We start from the raw sequence: 17,698 nt of genomic DNA on the forward strand, positions 1-17,698 counted from the left end.
CCATCCGATCCACGCTCAGCCCAAGGGGGACCGCCTCATGAACCGCTCCAGCTTCCGACTCGTTCCGCTTCTCATGGGCGCCCTCGCCCTCGCCGCGTGCGCGGACCACAACACCAAGCCGCAGCCCAGCACCACCCGGACGACCAGTTCTTCCACGGCGACGGGCAAGAGCGTCGTCAAGCAGCGCACCGCGACCACGACCGTGACCAATGTTCCCGCGAGCAAGACGGGCAGCCGCGCCGCCGCTGCCGCGGGCCCGCTGCCGGACAGCACCGGCATCGCGGCATGCGATGAATACCTGGCGAGCTACAAGAGCTGCCACCTCGCGGCGGGTATCTTCGCCCGCGACCAGATCGACAGCCGCTACGACATGATGCGCACCAGTCTGCTCCGCCAGTCGCAGGATCCGGATATGCGTGGCCAGCTCGGCGCCCGTTGCGCGTCGCTTGCGGGTCAGCTGAAGGATGCGTTGCACGGCAAGTCGTGTGCCGATACCCCGGCACCGGCGTCCACGCGCTGATCAATTCGCGAGCGCTTCGCGCAGCAGACCGGCCAGCCCTCGCGGCTGGCCTTTTTCTATGACGATACGCGGCGTGCCATGCCACGCCGCACACTCATGCAGGGCCTCCGCCAGGTCCCCGACCAGCGCCGGAGACAGGACGACACCCTCCTCCAGCCAGACGCCCAGTACCTGGAAAAACCCTTCCTGACGATGAGCCTTGGCGTCGAGTCGGCCGACCAGGCGACCGCGATGCAGGATCGGCAGCGCGTAGTAGCCGTACTTTCGTCGGGGCGCGGGCGTGTAGCACTCGATGGTGTATTCGAAACCGAACAGTTCCAGCGCGCGTGCCCGATCCCAGACGACGGGATCGAAAGGCGACAGGAGAACCGTACGCGTGGCCCTCAAACCGTTGCGTGCGGCGTCGGCGAGCGATCCCGCGTGCTCGCGGTGGACGTATGCCCTGTCGCTCCACCCGGTGACGGCAACCTCGATGAGCACTCCCTCCGCCACCAGCGACGCCAGCTCCTCGTCGGTCACGCGCGGACGCAGGCGGTAGTAGTCGGCGATCCAGCGCGCGCGGGCGATGCCCAGCGCCGCCACGCTGCGCAGGATGAAATGACGGCGCACCGCCGATTCGTCAAGGGAGTCCGCTGGCGGCGGCTCCGGCCAGCGTGCCGTGACCCGCTCGGCGAGATCGTAGACGCGCTGGAAACGATTGCGCCGGGCGATCATCAGGTCGCCGAGGGCAAACCACGCCTCCAGCCAGCGCTTTTCGGGTTTCCAGCCCCACCAGCCCTTCGTTCCGGTCGATTCACGCTCGAAGTCCGCCGCGCGCAAGGGGCCTTCCTTACGGATGCGGTCGATCAGAGCATCCATGTCGCCACGGGCCTCGGCGTGTACGCGCAGCGCGTTTTTATGCGCCCAGTGCCCCGCCCGCCCACTGCGGTAGTCGCGGTGGAAGCGATAGTCCTGCGCTGGCACGAAACAGGCCTCGTGCGCCCAGCATTCGGCGAGCAGGCCGTCGGCGAGCGATTCGTCGAGCCACTCGGTGCGATAGGCACCCAGTCGCGAAAAAAGCACCATGTAAGGGCTTCGCGCGACGACGCTGATCGTATCGATCTGCAGCATGCCCATACGTGAGATCGCGGTCAGGACGTCCGCTTTGCGCGCTCGCCGCGTCACACGTTTAGCGAGGCCCTGCGCGGCCAGATGCAGCAGCTGCGCCGAACGATGAGACAGCTCCATCACGGCGTCCGTGGAGGACCTGTCGGATACGCGTGACGGCACGGTAAAGGCCTTTCCGCAGTTGGGCCGCCATTAAATCGTGCCTTGCTAGCGTCGGCAACGATGTCGCGAGCCGAGGGCTTGCGACCCCTGCCACCCCCGACCACGGAGGCTTACATGAAGAAGAACATTCGCGCTGCCGCGCTTGGCGCATCCCTGCTGCTGGCTGGCGCCGCATTCGCCCAGGACGTTCCACCGCCCGCCCGCGTCCCGCCTCCGCCGCCGGGTGAGGCCACGCCTCCGCCGCCTCCGCCGCCGTCGGACACGGCACCGGGTTCGATGCAGCAGGCGCCGGATCCGGCCATGCCGCCGCCGGCCGCCGATGCACCGCCTCCGCCCCCGCCGCCGGGTGGCGCACCGGGGATGCCGGGCGCATCGACGCCACCCCCGGGTGGTCAGGTCACGGTCAACAGCGGCCCGGCCCCGGCCAAGCCGTCCGGTCCCGCACCGGATTTCACGACGCTCGCGGGCGGTAAGAAGTCGATCACGCCAGAACAGGCCTCGGCGTTTCCGCTGCTGGCGAACGACTTCCAGTACGCCGACTCGAACCGCGATGGCCATATTTCGAAGGCCGAGTACCAGAAGTGGGTGACCAAGTCCGGCGCCAGCGGTCAGTAAGGCGTTCGCTCCGATGTCTCTCGACGGCCCGCATTCGCGGGCCGTCTTTTTTTAGCGCGACCTTACCCGGATCCCGGCGTCATGCGCGAACCGCCCCACTCCCCGGGGAGGACGACGAGATCGTGCATACGTTCGCAAGTTTCCATGCAGGGTCTTCACATTTGTCACGGATACACTTCGCGACTGCCGGACAGTCGCCGGCTCAGGGAGTGTCCGTGCCATGAAACGAATCCACGCCGCCGGCGCCTTCGGCGTCTACGCCTGTCTGCATGCGGGCCTCGCGCTCGCGCAGAATCCGAGCCCGATCGACATCCGTGCCTGCTCGGCGATCGAAACCGACTCGCAGCGACTGCTTTGCTATGACAAGGCCGTCGGTCGCCCGAACATGATGACGGCGGCGAAGAAAGAAGACCCGAAGGGCAATTCGCTCAGCGTCGACCTGGCGACCCGCAACTCGGCCGACGTGGGGCGTCCGCTGTCGCTGCTCGACAGCCGCTGGGAGCTCTCGCCCGAGAGCAAACTCGGTACGTTCAATCTGCGCGGTTACAAGCCGACCTACGTATTGCCGTTCTTCGGCACCAACAAACAGAACACGACGCCGCACACGCCCGCGCCGGACCACACCGTCACGACGCCGCAGGATCTCGACAACGTCGAGGCGAAGTTCCAGATCAGCCTGAAGACCAAGGTCGCCGAGAACCTCTTCGGCGACAACGGCGACGTGTGGGTCGGCTATACGCAGTCGTCCCGCTGGCAGGTGTACAACAAGGACAACTCGCGTCCGTTCCGCGAGACCAACTACGAGCCGGAAGCGTTGCTGGTGTTCAACACCAACTACAACATCTTCGGCTGGAACGGCCGTCTGGCCAGCATCGGCATCAACCATCAGTCCAATGGACGCGCCGATCCCCTGTCGCGCAGCTGGAACCGCGTCGTCGCGGATATCGGCCTGGAACGCGAAGGCTGGACCATCATGCTGCGTCCGTGGTGGCGTATCCCGGAAGCACGCAAGGACGACGACAATCCGGACATCAAGGACTATATGGGCCGTGGCGAAATCACGGTCGTGCACGAAGTGGGGCGTCAGGAGTTCTCACTGACGGGGCGTCATTCGTTCCGTACGGGTGACCGTTCGCATGGCTCGCTGCGTGGCACCTGGAGCTTCCCGGTGGTCAACAACCTGCGTGGCTACGTGGAAGCGTTCAACGGTTACGGCGAGAGCATGATCGACTACAACCACCGTGCGACGTATCTGGGCATCGGTGTGTCGTTGCTGGATTGGTATTGATCTCTTAGGAACCTGCGCAGCGGCATCACCGCTGCGTTGGCTTTTCGCGCGCGGGGCTGTAATGGCCGGGTTTTTCAGGACCACCAAGTAGGAGCAAAATCTCCTGCGAGGTGAATCATGGCTCATAGAAAAATTCCGGCAGCGGTCAAAGCCGAGGCAATACGACTGGTGGTCGAGGTGGGATATACCCCGCCTCAAGCCGCTCAGATGATGGGTCTGGGGCCGACGGCCCTGAGGCGATGGGTGGAGGAATGGCGTGAACGGCAAGCGGCGATACCGGACGATCCGGTGGAGCAGCGGCGCCTCATCGCGCAGCTTCAGGGACAGCTGAAAGCCTCTGAAGACGCTCGTGCGGTGTTGGCACAGGAGCGTGACGTCCTAAAAAAACAGTTGCCCTCTCACCTGGCCGCCATCTTGCGAAAGCCGAGATCGTCCAAAAGGTGAGAGGGGATTTGTCGATACGACAGGTCTACGCGATTCTTGGCTGGCCCCGGAGCCGGCACTACGCCCCCGTCAAGGCGGCTCCCGCCATCGACGAAGGGCTTGCCCAGACCGCTCTGGCCATTCATCGGGATAGTCGCCGCAGCTATGGCGCACGCCGCCTTGCGCGCAGCCTGTGCCGGCACGGCTTTCGTGTGGGTCGCGAACGGGCGGCGACACTGATGCGCCGGCTGGACATTCGACTGAGGAAGAAGCGGTTTCATTACGCCAGACGCAACACGAAACCTGCACCGGCCGAAAATATCGTCAACCGACAGTTCGATCCGGCGCGTCCCAACCAGACCTGGGCCGGCGACATCACCTTCATCCGAACGGGCCAGGGCTTCCTCTATCTGGCCATCGTGGTCGATCTGTACTCCCGGCGAATCGTCGGCTGGGCCACAAGCCACACGCCCGATTCACGACTGGCCATCAAGGCCAACGAACTGGCCATCGGCTTGCGCCAGCCGGCTCCCGGGTTAGTCATCCACACCGACCAGGGCGCCTCGTACACCTCCGATCGCTACACCCAACATCTGGCCCGGCACGGCATCGTTCAAAGCATGAGCCGAAAGGGGAACTGCTGGGACAACGCCGTCGTCGAACGCGTCTTCCGAAGCCTTAAACAGGAGTGGTTCGGCGAGGAAACCTTCCCGACCCGAGCTCTGGCATCACAAGACGCGATCGACTATCTGGTTCGCTATTACAACCACGAGCGCCTGCACTCCGCGCTCGACTACCGCCCGCCAGCCGAGTTTGAGAGGATGGCGGCTTAACGCTCCTATGCGTGGTCCTCAAATACCCGGCCACTACAGGCGCGCTCCTACCACAGCGGCGTCGTAGGAGCGCGCCCTGCGCGCGAATAAGGTCACGTCGGCGAAGACGACCGCTTAATGGTGATGACCGCCGGCGCCGTGCACGTGACCGTGCGCCAGCTCTTCTTCGGTGGCGTCACGCACGTCGGTGATCTCGACGGCGAAGTGCAGGGTCTGACCGGCCAGCGGGTGGTTGCCGTCGACGGTGACGTTGTCGCCTTCGATCTTGCTGACGGTGACGTTGATGCTGCCCTGGTCGTTACGACCCTGGAACTGCATGCCCGGCTGGAGGTCTTCCACGCCCTGGAACGCAGCGCGCGGCACCACCTGGATCAGTTCTTCGTGACGCGGGCCGTAGCCCTCTTCGGCGGCGACGTCGACCTTGAACTGGTCACCCACCGAGCGGCCTTCGAGCGCCTTCTCCAGACCCGGGACGATGTGGCCTTCGCCATGGATGTAAGCCAGCGGCTCGCGACCGTCCGAGCTGTCGATGACGTTGCCCTGGTCGTCGGTCAGCGTGTAATGGAAGGAAACGGCGTGGCGGTTGGCGATCTGCATGAAATTCTCTCGCTGGGAGGGGGAATGGAAAGACATGAAGGCGCCTTCCCGGACCCACAAGGCTAGGCGACACGCCGCCCCGGTGCAAATCGGCGGAACCGGGCATGCTGCGCCGCAACCCTCCGGGTCGTCGCGATCTGCTAGTTTTTCGGGTTTTCCCCACCCCATCCAGACCCCGCCGGGAGCCGCATGTTCGACTGCATTCTGATCGCCAACCGTGGTGAGATCGCCTGCCGCGTGATCCGGACCTGCCGCCGTCTGGGCATCCGCACGGTCGCCGTCTACTCCAGCGCGGACGCCGACGCCCAGCACGTACGCCTGGCCGACGAAGCCTGGCCCATCGGCGGCCCGCGCCCGGCCGAGTCCTATCTGCGTGGCGACGCGATCATCGAAGTGGCCCGGCACAGCGGCGCGCAGGCGATCCACCCGGGTTACGGCTTCCTCTCCGAAAATACGGATTTCGCGCGCGCCTGCGCCGCGGCCGGCATCGTCTTCATCGGGCCGCGCCCGGAAAGCATCGACGCGATGGGCTCCAAAGCGGCCGCCAAGGCGCTGATGGAGCGCCATGCGGTCCCGTTGGTGCCCGGGTATCACGGCGCCGACCAGGATCCCACCCATCTGGCAACCGAAGCCACCCGCACGGGCTTTCCGCTGATGATCAAGGCGGCCTCGGGCGGCGGCGGCAAGGGCATGCGTATCGTGCGCGACGCGGGCGCCTTTGCCGAAGCCCTGGCGTCCGCGCAACGGGAGGCCGCGAATGCCTTCGGCGATACACGGGTGATCCTCGAGCGTTACGTCGAGCATCCGCGCCATATCGAGTTCCAGGTCTTCGGCGACACCCACGGCAACATCATCCATCTGAACGAGCGCGAGTGTTCCGCGCAGCGTCGTTACCAGAAAGTGCTGGAAGAAACGCCCTCCCCCTTCCTCGACGAGGCACGACGCGCACGCATGGGCGCCGCCGCTGTCGCGGCCGCGCGCGCCGTGGATTACGTCGGTGCGGGCACCGTGGAATTCATCGTCGCCCAGGACGGCGAATTCTTCTTCATGGAGATGAACACGCGCCTGCAGGTCGAGCACCCGGTCACCGAAGAGACGCTCGGACTGGATCTGGTCGAGTGGCAACTGCGGGTGGCGGGCGGCGAGACCTTGCCTCTGACACAGGACGACATCCGCGCCACCGGCCACGCCATCGAGGTCCGCCTGTATGCGGAAGATCCGGAGGCGAATTTCCTGCCCGGCTCCGGCAAGCTGGTGTCGCTGACCTTGCCGCCGCCGTCGCGGCATGTCCGCCTCGACGGCGGTGTGATTGCCGGCGACACCGTGACCATCTTCTACGACCCGATGATCGCCAAGCTCATCGTCCACGACCGGAACCGCGCGCAGGCGCTGGAACGGTTGCGCGAAGCCCTGGCGCGGACCGATATCGTCGGCCCGAAATCCAATGTCGCGTTTCTCGAACGCCTCGCACGCCACCCGGCGGTGGTGGAAGGCCGCATCGATACGGGCTACCTCGATCGTCACCTTGACGAGTTTCTGGCCGGCGACACGCAGGCGGGCCACGTGGAGCGCTTCGCCGCCGCCGTGGCGGTGCTTCTCGCCGATGAAGCGCAGGACCGTGGCGTGCCCGGCGACCCGCATTCCCCCTGGGCCGGTGCCGACGCGTGGCGCATCGGTCATCACGGCAAACGCGTCGTCGCGCTGATGCAGGGCGACGTCCGCCATGAGATCGATGCGCATGGACACGGCGGCGCCTACGTTCTCCGCGAAGGTGACGTGTCCTGCACCGTGGCCGGGGCGCGTCTCGTCGACGGCGCGTTGTCCGCCCGTTTCGACGACGAGGCACGCCGCTTGCCGCTGGCGATCGACGGGCGGTTCGTCCGTGTACACGACGCTCTGGGACGTCGCTGGTCGTTCACCCGCGCTCCCGCTTACGCGTGGGCCGGCGTCGAGTCGGGCAACGCACGTCACCTCGCCGCCCCCATGCCGGGCCGCGTCGTGCTGGTGCGCGTCGCGGCGGGCGACGTGGTCGAAGAAGGGCAGGAACTGATGGTGATGGAAGCGATGAAGATGGAGCTCGCCTTGAAGGCACCTCGCGGCGGCACCATCGAGAGCGTATCCGCGGTACAGGGCGATTTCGTCGACGCGGATGCGATCCTCGTCCGCTTCGCCGAAACCGCCTGACCGGAGCTTCCATGAACGCATCGAACCACGTTCGCATCGTCGAGGTCGGCCCACGCGACGGCTTGCAGAACGAGAAGGCCATGCTCCCCGCCGCCGTGAAGATCGAACTGATCGACCGGCTGTCGGCGACCGGCCTGGCAACGATCGAAGCGACCAGCTTCGTCAGCCCGAAATGGGTACCGCAGCTCGCCGATGCCGCCGAGGTCTTCCTCGGTATCCGCAAGGCGGCCGACGTGGTCTACCCCGTGCTGGTGCCCAACCTGCAGGGCTACGAGCGTGCGCGCGAGGTCGGCGCCACCGAGGTCGCCGTGTTCACGGCCGCGTCGGAAGCGTTCAACCAGAAGAACATCAATGCCTCCATCGATGCGTCGATCGATCGTTTCGTGCCGGTGATGGAACGTGCGCGGGCCGATGGCGTCGCGGTACGCGGCTATGTGTCGACCGTGCTCGGATGCCCTTATCAGGGCGAGGTGCCGGTGGCCGACGTGGTGCGTGTCGCCCGCCGCCTGCATGAACTGGGCTGTCACGAGATTTCGCTTGGCGACACGATCGGGGTCGGTACGCCCGTGAAGGCGCGCGCGATGCTCCGCGCCGTCGCGTCGGAAGTGCCGATGCCTGCGCTGGCCGTGCATTTCCACGACACGTACGGCCAGGCGCTGGCGAACATCCTCGCCTGTCTGGAAGAAGGCGTCCGCGTCGTCGACAGCGCCGTCTCGGGGACGGGTGGCTGCCCGTATGCCAGGGGGGCCACGGGCAACGTGGCCAGCGAGGACGTGGTGTACATGCTGCACGGCATGGGCATGGAGACCGGCGTCGATCTGGACCGCCTGGTGGAGACGGGAGCCTGGCTGGCCGGGCAGTTGGGGAAGGAAACGGCAAGCCGGGTGACGCGGGCGCGTATGGCGGGCTGAGGCGGCTCCCATCGCCAGCAGGGCTGGCTCCTGCCCGGGCAGTTGGCCATTCCCCATCCAAGCTGGCAGCATCAGGCGTATGCCTGCCGATTATCTGATCCGCCCCATCGAGCCCCGCGACGATGCCCACATCGCCGCGGTCATACGCCATGTGATGCCGGAGTTCGGCGCCGACGGCCCGGGCTTCGCGATCCACGACGCCGAAGTCGACGCCATGTCATCGGCCTACGCCCGCCCACGCGCCGCGTATTTTGTCGTCGAGAAGGACGGCCGCGCCATCGGCGGGGCGGGCATCGCGCCGCTGGACGGCGGCGACGACGAGACCTGCGAACTTCGCAAGATGTATTTCCTGCCCGAGGCCCGTGGCATCGGCGCCGCCTCGAAGGTGATGCGTGCCTGTCTGGACGCGGCCCGGCGCGCCGGTTTCTCACGTTGCTACCTGGAAACGCTGACGGGGATGGACGCGGCGCAGGCCGTGTACTTCCGGCATGGCTTCACCCGGATCGACGCTCCGATGGGTGGCACGGGCCATTTCAGCTGCGATCGCTTTTTCCTGCGCAGCCTCAATGACGGCGACCTGATCGTCGCGCCCAAACCGCCCTCGCTGGTGTTCGGCATCGACGACCCCGGCAAGGAAGACGTCCTGCCGCTGATCGAGCAGCTGCACGGATACCTGTCCGACCTCTACCGCCATCCCCTGCCGCAGGCGATCGGCGTGGAGAACCTGCGTCGATCCGACACCACCTTCATGACGGCCCGTGTCGATGGCCAGCCGCTGGCCTGCGGTGCCGGTGTCGACCACGGCGATTACGTCGAGCTGAAATATATGTACGTCGTGCCCGCCTGCCGCGGCATGGGCCTGGGCAAGCAGATGCTGGAGGCCCTCGAACGCCAGGTGCGCGCGGGCGGTGGGACGAAGGTGAGACTGGAGACCGGCACCGCACAAACGGAGTCGATCGAACTCTACGAGCGATCGGGCTACCACCGCTGCCCGCCCTTCGGCGATCATCACGCCAATCCGTCCAGCATCTTCATGGAAAAACCCCTGTGATCCGTATCGCCGTCGAGGCCGACGCCGCCGCCTGCCACGCCATCTACGCACCCGTGGTGAAAACCAGCGCGATCACCTTCGAGACCGACCTGCCGGGTGACGACGTCATGCGTGAGCGCATCGTCGCGCGCATGGCGCACCATCCGTGGCTGGTGTGGGAAGAAAACGGCGACGTTCTGGCGTATGCGTATGCGGGGCGCTTCCGCGAGCGCGCCGCGTATGACTGGGTCGCCGAGACGTCGATCTACGTGCACGAGAAAGCGCGCCGTCGCGGCATCGCCCGGCGACTCTATGGCGTACTGCTGGAGGCGCTGCGTCTGCAGGGAATCAATCAGGCGGTCGGCGTCATCACGCTGCCGGGCGCGACCAGCGTCGCCATGCACGAAGCCATGGGATTCCGGGCCGCCGGCGTGTGGCCCAAGGCCGGCTACAAGCTGGGCGAGTGGTGGGACGTCGGCGTCTTCAGCCGGTTCCTGAGTGAGCCGCAGAATCCACCGACCGCCGTCATTCCGTTCGCGCAGATGGTCGCGTCCGGTCGTATTCAGGCCTTCCTCGCCGAGGCCTGAGCGTCGGCGACGCGGGAGCGTGTGCTCCCGCACAAAGCCAATCCCCGATGCCTCGGCTAAGATGGGCCTCTTTGCCAGTCGCACCGCGGAGTTTCCATGCAGCTCGAACAGGTCAGGGCCGTCATCACCGGCGGCGCATCCGGTCTCGGTCACGCCGTCGCCGGGCGACTCGTCGCCGCCGGCGCGAAAGTCGCGCTCTTCGACGTCAACGAAGAGAAGGGCCAGGCCGCCGTGGCCGCCCTCGGCTCGCACGCTTCGTTTTACCGCACCGACGTCACTTCCGAAGAAGGCGTGACCGCCAACGTCACCGCCGCGCAGGACGCCATGGGTGGCCTCAACGCCGTGATCAACTGCGCCGGTATCCTTGGCGCGGGTCGCGTGCTGGGCAAGGAAGGCCCGATGCCGCTGGCCAACTTCAGCACCACCGTGCTGGTCAACCTGGTCGGCAGCTTCAACGTCGCCAAGGCCGGTGCCCAGCTGATGCAGGGCAACGCGGCGGGCGAGGACGGCGAGCGCGGCGTCATCATCAACACCGCATCGGTCGCCGCCTATGAAGGCCAGATCGGACAGGCCGCCTACTCCGCGTCCAAGGGCGGCGTGGTCGGCATGACGCTGCCGATGGCGCGCGAGCTCGCGCGCTTCGGCATCCGCGTGAACACGATCGCGCCGGGCATCTTCTGGACGCCGATGGTCGACGGCATGCCACCGCAGGTGCAGGAATCGCTGTCCGCGTCGATTCCCTTCCCGTCGCGCCTGGGCAAGCCCGAGGAGTTCGCCGACACGGTGGCCTTCCTCCTCACCAGCCGTTATATCAACGGCGAGACGATCCGCCTCGACGGCGGCGTCCGTCTCGCTCCCAAGTAATCCAAGCCACGACACCGAACGCCATGAAAGCATCCGAAGTCAAAAAGGGTAACGTCGTCGAGAACGACGGCACCGTCTACCAGGTCCGCGATATCGAACGCAGCGCGCCTTCCGCGCGCGGCGGCAACGTCACCTATCGTTTCACCCTGTACTCGATCCCGGGCAACCGCAAGTTCGATCTCAGCGTGCGCGCCGATGACGAAATCAAGGAAGTCGCCCTCGAGCGCCGCCAGGCGAAGTTCTCGTACATGGACGGCGACGCGTTCGTCTTCATGGACGACGAGGACTACACCCAGTACACGCTGGACGCGAGCGTGGTCGGCGACAACGCCGGCTACGTCGTGGAGGACCTCGAGGGTTACTACATCCAGGTGATCGACGATGCACCGGTCGGCCTGCAGGTGCCCACGTCGGTCGTGCTGACCGTCACGGACACCGCCCCGGAAATGAAGGGCGCCAGCGCGACCAAGCGGTCGAAGCCCGCCACGCTGCAGACCGGCATCGAGGTCCAGGTGCCCGAGTACATCACGACGGGCGAAAAGGTCACCGTCAACACGCTGACCGGCGAATTCGCCGGCCGCGCTTAATGCGCGTCGCGGAGCGGCATCGCGCGGTATCGATGCCGTTCCGCGTTTTCGCTCGCCGTCCAGTCAGCAAGGCTGCGGCACAATCGCCCGCTCAACGGATGAGCAAACCCACCCCATGAACAACGGCTACTCGCTTCGCGCCAGCGTCATCGACACGCTGATCCGGACGAAGCGACCCGACGTGCCCGTGCGCGTCGCCCTGCGCAATACCGCGGCCGTGGTGCTGCCGATGGCGCTCGGCATTTTGCTGGGCTATCCGCAGATCGGCCTCGGCATCGCGGCCGGCGCGCTCGACACGATGTTCTCCGACCAGCCCGGGCCCTATCAGCAGCGACTCAGCCGTTTGTTTCTCGCCGCGCTGGCCGCCGGTGCCGCATCGCTCGTCGGGTTCCTTATCGGCGACTGGATCCTGCCGATGTGCGTCGCCTGCCTGGTCTGCGGTTTCTTCGGCGGCATGCTCGTGGTGTTCGGCCCCGATATCGCGCGCGTGGGCATGACCAGCATGCTGCTGCTCGTGATTACGGCGGCGACGCCGAAAGGGCTGGTCGACGCCCTGAGCGGTGGCGCCCTCATCTTTGCCGGCGGCATGCTGCTGGCCGCCTTCTCGGTCGCGGCGTGGCCGCTGCAACGTTATCGCCCGGAGCGCCTGGCGCTCGCGGTCGTCTACCGCGGGCTGGCGGATCTCGCACGCAAGCCGCAGAAGGATGGCGAAGCCCCGGCCTCGCCGACGCGATGAACACGTTGCAGATCACCCTGCTCGGCCGTCATCACGCGCGTGGCCGCGCCATGGAAGCGTTCCGCGTGTTGCTCGAACTGGCCGAACGACTGCGTCTCGAACTGATCGCCATGGCCGAGCTCGACACACGGAAGGACGGCATGAGCGAGATGTTCCGCGCCGATGCCGCGCGCGTGCTCGATGCGACGGCCGACGCACTCGACGCCGCCGAACCGCCGCAGCGGGCCGAGCGTGCGCTGGCCACCTTGCAGGCCAGCGAGCGCGCGTTGCTTGCCGGCTCCAGTGGCATGGGCCTGAGCGGTCATATCCGCGCCCTGTCCGGTCAGCTGGCGGCCGTCGTCCGCAACACGAACTGGGCCGGCTCGCGCGGTGAAGAACGCGCCCAGCGCGCCGAAACCGCGCTGCCCGAAACGCTGCGCAGCAGCTCCGCGCTGTCCACCCTTCGCGCCAACCTGACGCCTGGCTCGGTCGCGTTCCGCCACGCGGTGCGCTGCGCCGTCGTCCTCACCCTCGCCTTCGCGCTCTCGCGCTACTTCGCCCTGCCCCACGGTTACTGGCTGCCGATGACGGCGGCGATCGTGCTGCGCCCCGACTTCGCCGCCACGTTCAATTTCGGTTTGTTACGCGTGGTCGGTACCGTGCTCGGCCTGTTGCTGACGACCTTCGTGCTGCGCCTGACGCCCGACGTGCCGTGGGCGCACCTGGCCGTGATGGGCGTGCTGTGCGTCGCCTTCCGTTACCTCGCCGTGGCGCACTACGGTATCGCCGTCGCCGCACTGACCGGCACGGTCGTCGTCCTGCTGTCGTTCGAGGGCGTGGACCCGAACGCGGCCATGACCGACCGCGTGCTCAACACGGCGCTGGGCAGCGGGCTCGCCCTGCTGGCGTATCTGCTATGGCCGTCGTGGGAACGCCATCAGGCACGCAACGCCCTGTCCACGATGCTCTGCGCGTACGCGGATTACCTCGATGCCCTGGTCGCGCCGGCCGACCGTCGCACGCGACACGAGGTACGCACCGCCACGCGTACGGCGCGGACCAACGCGCAGGCCTCGGTCGACCGCATGCGCGCCGAACCGGGCACGCCGGCCATCCTCCTCGAGCTCGCGGAGACCCTGTTCGCCAACGGCAACCGCCTAGCCCGCACGGCGATGGCGCTGGAGTCGTTGATCGATGTCGATGAGGTGCCTCAGGCATGGACGCACGTGGGACCGTTCATTCACGAGGCGGCGGTCGCGTTGCGGGCCCAGGCTGAGGCACTCACCCGGACCGAAGGCATCGCCGTACCGCCGTTGCTACGCGACCACCAGCGCGGCTTGATGGCGTCGCTGGCGCGGTCGACCGATCGCGAGCTGGCCGAGGCGGTGGAGCGCCTGACCGACCGCCTGACCGACAACGTGGATACGATCGCGCACGTGGTGACGAGACGGTCGGTGACGCCCGCCTGACCCCACACCGCCTGTAGGAGCGCGCCCTGCGCGCGAAAAGCCTACAGCGGGCAACGCCTCCCCTTTCCGCGTCGCCGCTCCATAGGCTTTTCGCGCGCAGGGCGCGCTCCTACCGCGCGGCAGCGCGGCACCGTTGTTGCACCGCCAGAAGCCCCGGGCCTGCGGCGGGGATACACTCGGGCCATGCTCAAGATCGACACGCACGCGCATATCCTGCCTCGTGACTGGCCCGATCTGGCGGCCCGCTACGGCGATGACCGTTTCCCGGTCATGACCCATAGCAGCGGCCACCACCGCATCTACAAAGACGGCAAATTCTTCCGCGAAGTCTGGGACTCGGCTTTCGACCCCGAGGTACGCATCGCCGACTACGCCCGCTTCGGCGTCGGTGTGCAGGTCGTCTCCACCGTGCCGGTGATGTTTTCGTACTGGGCCAAGGGGCATCAGGCGCTGGAGCTGCATACCCACCTGAACGACGACATGGCACGCGTGTGCGAAACCCATCGTCGCCACTACGCCGGCATCGGTACCGTCCCCCTGCAAGCGCCCGACCTGGCGGTACGTGAACTCGAACGCTGCATCGATGAACTCGGCCTTCAGGGCGTGCAGATCGGCTCGCACTGCAACGCCTGGAATCTCGACGCCCCGGAACTGTTCCCGTTTTTCGAGGCCGCCGCCGACCTCGGCGCCGCCGTGCTGGTGCACCCCTGGGACATGATGGGCAGCGAGAGCATGCCCAAGTACTGGCTGCCCTGGCTGGTCGGCATGCCGGCCGAGCAGGCGCGCGCGGCCTGCGCCCTGATCTTCGGCGGAGTGCTCGAACGACTGCCCGCGTTAAGGGTAATGCTGGCGCACGGTGGCGGCAGCTTTCCCTACTCCATCGGTCGTATCGAGCACGGCTTCCGCATGCGCCCGGACCTTGTCGCGACCGACAACGCGCGAAACCCGCGCGAATACCTCTCCCGTCTGTTCTTCGATTCCTGCGTGCACGACGACGCGGCACTCCGCTATCTGCTGGCAACCGCAGGCACGGACCGCGTCATGCTCGGCACGGACTACCCGTTCCCCCTGGGAGAGCAGGAACCCGGCAGCGGTATCGACGCCCTTGGCCTCGGCGACACCGAACGGGCGCGCCTGTTCCACGGTACGGCGCTGGAATGGCTCGGCGTGCCGCTGTCCCGCTTCCAGGCGGTCGCCGCCGTGGCGTGACGTGACGCAGCGCACAGCGGCCCTCGTCATAAGCGCACCGGCACTGTGCAAAAATGGCGGGATAGCGCGGCACCGCCGCTGGACCAGGGGAATCCGAATCGTGAACCGCTCTGTGCATGCCTTTGTGCTCGGCCTTCTGCTGGCCAGCCCTGTCGCTGGCGCTGCCGATATTTCCATGGCCGATGGCGCGATCCGCTTCCCGGTGCCCGACAACTGGGTGCCGATCATGCAGTCGCAGGGCGAAACGGAAACGCAGATCTTTCAGGTACCGGGCGCCAACGCGGCCAATGCCACCCTCGCCCGCGTATCCGTCACGCTGCAGAAAGTGCCCAATCTCAACGGCTTCCAGCAGTTCTCCGGCAACATGCGCAGCCGCGCTTCGGGCCTGACGGAATACGCGGCCGGCAAGGCGAACAGCCCGACCGAAAACGTCTACAAGGCCAAGGAAGGTACGGTAACGCTCGACTACTACGAGCGTTATTTCTACAGTGGCGGGTATGCGATCCAGCTGCGCTGCATCCGCCCCGGCGGTGACGCGAAGTGGAGCGCGGCGTTCGACAAGGGCTGCGCGGATCTGGCGGCCCGCATGCCCTCCTGATTTCGCAAGGCTCTATGTATGACCGGTTTCGAAGCGACGCGCGCATGGGCCGAAGCTCAGGACGCCGTGGATCCGCTGCGCGCGTTCCGCAACGCATTCCACATCCCGCCGCACGAGGGCCGTGACAGCCTGTATTTCTGCGGTAACTCGCTCGGCCTGCAACCGACGAGCGTGCGCGCGGCGATCGAAGCCGAACTGGCTGACTGGTCCGACCTCGCGGTGGAGGCCCACTTCCGCGGCCGCTCACCATGGATGCACTACCACGAGTACGTCCGGGACGCGATGGCGCTGGTCGTCGGCGCCGAGCCGCACGAAGTGGTGGCGATGAACACGCTGGGCGTGAACCTGCACCTGATGATGGTCAGCTTCTACCGCCCGACCGCCGAGCGCCCGGCCATCCTGATGGAAGCCGGCGCCTTTCCCACCGACCGTTATGCCCTCGAGTCGCAGGTGCGTTTCCATGGCTTCGATCCGGCGACCGATCTGATCGAACTTCAGCCGGACGGTCCGGGCGGCACGTTGTCGATGGCTGCCATCGAACGGGCCATCGCCGAACACGGCCATCGCCTGGCGCTGATCATGCTGCCGGGCGTGCAATACCGCACCGGACAAGTGTTCGACCTGGCGGAGATCGTCCGCCTCGGCCATGCGCAGGGCTGCCTGGTCGGCTTCGACCTCGCCCACGCCGTCGGCAACCTGCCCCTCGCGCTGCACGACAGCGGCGCGGACTTCGCGGTGTGGTGCACGTACAAGTACCTCAATGCGGGTCCCGGTGCCGTTGCCGGTTGTTTCGTGCACGACCGTCACGCGCGCGCCGACGTGCCGCGCTTCGCCGGCTGGTGGGGCCACGACAAGAGCACGCGGTTTCAGATGGGTCCGGAGTTCGTGCCGACGCCCGGTGCGGATGGCTGGCAGCTTTCCAATCCGCCGATCCTCGCGCTGGCTCCGTTACGTGCGTCGCTCGATATCTTTACCCAGGCTGGCATGCCTTCTCTCGTGGCGAAGAGCCGCCGCCTTACCGGCTATCTCGACTGGCTGATCCGCACGCGGCTCGACGACGCACTGGATATCGTCACGCCCAACGATCCGCTACAACGTGGCGCGCAGTTGTCGATCCGCGTGCGCGCCGGTCGCGATGCGGGGCGCGCGCTGTTCGCTCATCTGGAGCAGCATGGCGTGATCGGCGACTGGCGCGAGCCCGATGTGATCCGCCTTTCGCCGACGCCGCTCTACAACCGCTTTGCTGATTGTTTCGGCGCCGTCGAGGCGATCGAAGCCTGGCGCGGGGCGCAGGCATGAGCACGCAGGAGCTGTTTCCCGCGCCCTATAGCGAACGCGGCGACGGGTTCGTCGTGCAGGCCGTTACGCACTGGCTGCGGACCGCGCCGGGCCGCGTGATGTTCGGCCTCAAGGCTGGCGGACTGCCTGTGGCCCTGCCCGATCGCCCGGCGACCGTGTCGCATCGTGGTGTCGAAGCAAGAACCGATGGGCACGTTACGGCGGTTGAGGATGTCAGCAGTGTGTGGCTGCGTGAGCATCCGGAGGTCACATCGCGCTACGTGGCCGCGTTACGCGACGTGCTGAAGAATCCGCGTGCCCGTCTCGATGGCTACGCCACGCATGTGATCTTCATGGGCTCGGTTGAGCTGTATGCAGGTCCCGCGATGGACGCCGTGGATTTCGAACTCGATGATGAGGACGGGTCTTACGAGCGGGTGATCGAGCTACTTCGTCACGCGCCGCGCGATGGCCGCACGCCGTTCGCGATGCCACCCGAGCCGGGGACGGGAGGTTTTGAGGATCCTCTCTTCCTTGCAGGAAACCAGGCCTGGATCGACGGGAACCGGGTGTTGATCGAGTACGAACCGGACGAAGGCGGCCGAAGCGAAACCGTCGCGCTGGATCGGGATGCGCTCGCGGACGCGATCGAACGCGCGTGGTACGCGATGATCCACGTCGCCGAGCAAATCCGCACGGGGCTCGCGCGGCCAGCCTGAGC

The 17,698-nt window shown here is 66.7% G+C and carries 19 protein-coding genes and 1 pseudogene; 18 read left to right on the top strand and 2 right to left on the bottom strand.

Annotated elements, in window-relative coordinates:
• Positions 1–37 precede the first annotated feature (37 nt).
• On the top strand, positions 38–520 hold the full coding sequence (locus FA85_RS03655; RefSeq protein WP_036111833.1) for a hypothetical protein: 483 nt from the start codon (positions 38–40) through the stop codon (positions 518–520).
• On the opposite strand, the gene FA85_RS03660 is transcribed toward FA85_RS03655, so the two are convergent.
• Positions 521–1,747 carry a winged helix-turn-helix domain-containing protein gene (locus tag FA85_RS03660; RefSeq protein WP_036111830.1) on the bottom strand — a complete coding sequence of 409 codons (1,227 nt, stop codon included), beginning with the start codon at positions 1,745–1,747 and terminating at the stop codon, positions 521–523.
• 156 nt (positions 1,748–1,903) lie between these two features.
• Between FA85_RS03660 and FA85_RS22105 the strand changes: the two genes are divergently transcribed.
• The 4 genes from FA85_RS22105 to FA85_RS03680 all read left to right on the top strand — a co-directional run bounded on the left by FA85_RS22105 (position 1,904) and on the right by FA85_RS03680 (position 4,948).
• Complete coding sequence (locus FA85_RS22105) at positions 1,904–2,404, top strand: EF-hand domain-containing protein (protein WP_036111828.1); 501 nt, start codon at positions 1,904–1,906, stop codon at positions 2,402–2,404.
• Positions 2,405–2,624: 220 nt separating this feature from the next.
• Entirely contained in the window at positions 2,625–3,692 is a 1,068-nt protein-coding gene (locus FA85_RS03670; protein ID WP_036111825.1) for a phospholipase A, read from the top strand.
• Positions 3,693–3,809: 117 nt separating this feature from the next.
• Positions 3,810–4,136, top strand: a complete 327-nt coding sequence (locus tag FA85_RS03675) for a transposase (protein ID WP_036109331.1) — start codon at positions 3,810–3,812, stop codon at positions 4,134–4,136.
• Between the two features lie 8 nt (positions 4,137–4,144).
• The gene (locus tag FA85_RS03680; RefSeq protein ID WP_239739737.1) at positions 4,145–4,948 is read left to right on the top strand and encodes an IS3 family transposase; all 804 of its coding nucleotides are present in this window, start codon (positions 4,145–4,147) and stop codon (positions 4,946–4,948) included.
• Positions 4,949–5,062: 114 nt separating this feature from the next.
• Here the strand turns inward: FA85_RS03680 and FA85_RS03685 are convergent, their stop codons facing one another.
• A complete protein-coding gene (locus FA85_RS03685) occupies positions 5,063–5,545 on the bottom strand; it encodes an FKBP-type peptidyl-prolyl cis-trans isomerase (RefSeq protein ID WP_036111821.1) in 483 nt (160 codons plus the stop codon).
• Positions 5,546–5,734: 189 nt separating this feature from the next.
• On the opposite strand from FA85_RS03685, the gene FA85_RS03690 reads away from it, so the two are divergent.
• From FA85_RS03690 to FA85_RS03740, 13 genes and pseudogenes are all read left to right on the top strand, one after another.
• Complete coding sequence (locus tag FA85_RS03690) at positions 5,735–7,729, top strand: acetyl/propionyl/methylcrotonyl-CoA carboxylase subunit alpha (protein WP_036111819.1); 1,995 nt, start codon at positions 5,735–5,737, stop codon at positions 7,727–7,729.
• Positions 7,730–7,740: 11 nt separating this feature from the next.
• Positions 7,741–8,640, top strand: coding sequence for a hydroxymethylglutaryl-CoA lyase (locus FA85_RS03695; protein WP_036111817.1), 900 nt, complete (start codon positions 7,741–7,743; stop codon positions 8,638–8,640).
• Between the two features lie 79 nt (positions 8,641–8,719).
• Positions 8,720–9,205 (top strand): annotated as a pseudogene (locus FA85_RS22320) (GNAT family N-acetyltransferase); the annotation flags it as partial.
• 150 nt (positions 9,206–9,355) lie between these two features.
• Positions 9,356–9,691 carry a GNAT family N-acetyltransferase gene (locus FA85_RS22325; RefSeq protein WP_255349737.1) on the top strand — a complete coding sequence of 112 codons (336 nt, stop codon included), beginning with the start codon at positions 9,356–9,358 and terminating at the stop codon, positions 9,689–9,691.
• Positions 9,688–10,257, top strand: coding sequence for a GNAT family N-acetyltransferase (locus FA85_RS03705; RefSeq protein WP_036111815.1), 570 nt, complete (start codon positions 9,688–9,690; stop codon positions 10,255–10,257). The genes FA85_RS22325 and FA85_RS03705 overlap by 4 nt, the downstream gene beginning before the upstream one ends.
• A 96-nt stretch (positions 10,258–10,353) precedes the next feature.
• Positions 10,354–11,121, top strand: a complete 768-nt coding sequence (locus FA85_RS03710) for an SDR family oxidoreductase (RefSeq protein ID WP_036111813.1) — start codon at positions 10,354–10,356, stop codon at positions 11,119–11,121.
• Positions 11,122–11,144: 23 nt separating this feature from the next.
• Positions 11,145–11,708: an elongation factor P-like protein EfpL gene (efpL, locus tag FA85_RS03715; RefSeq protein WP_036111810.1), complete on the top strand. Its 564-nt coding sequence runs from the start codon at positions 11,145–11,147 to the stop codon at positions 11,706–11,708.
• Positions 11,709–11,823: 115 nt separating this feature from the next.
• Entirely contained in the window at positions 11,824–12,444 is a 621-nt protein-coding gene (locus tag FA85_RS22650; RefSeq protein WP_343122863.1) for an FUSC family membrane protein, read from the top strand.
• Entirely contained in the window at positions 12,441–13,892 is a 1,452-nt protein-coding gene (locus tag FA85_RS03720) for an FUSC family protein (RefSeq protein ID WP_343122864.1), read from the top strand. The genes FA85_RS22650 and FA85_RS03720 overlap by 4 nt, the downstream gene beginning before the upstream one ends.
• 183 nt (positions 13,893–14,075) lie before the next feature.
• Positions 14,076–15,101: an amidohydrolase family protein gene (locus FA85_RS03725; protein ID WP_036111806.1), complete on the top strand. Its 1,026-nt coding sequence runs from the start codon at positions 14,076–14,078 to the stop codon at positions 15,099–15,101.
• 100 nt (positions 15,102–15,201) lie between these two features.
• A complete protein-coding gene (locus tag FA85_RS03730; protein ID WP_156108695.1) occupies positions 15,202–15,699 on the top strand; it encodes a hypothetical protein in 498 nt (165 codons plus the stop codon).
• 18 nt (positions 15,700–15,717) lie between these two features.
• Entirely contained in the window at positions 15,718–16,998 is a 1,281-nt protein-coding gene (gene kynU / locus FA85_RS03735; protein WP_036111799.1) for a kynureninase, read from the top strand.
• Positions 16,995–17,696 (top strand): hypothetical protein, encoded by a 702-nt coding sequence (locus tag FA85_RS03740; protein ID WP_036111795.1) that lies wholly within the window; start codon positions 16,995–16,997, stop codon positions 17,694–17,696. Before kynU ends, FA85_RS03740 begins: the two co-directional genes overlap by 4 nt.
• Positions 17,697–17,698 lie beyond the last annotated feature (2 nt).

This window comes from Luteibacter mycovicinus, from assembly GCF_000745235.1.
Lineage (GTDB): Bacteria > Pseudomonadota > Gammaproteobacteria > Xanthomonadales > Rhodanobacteraceae > Luteibacter > Luteibacter mycovicinus.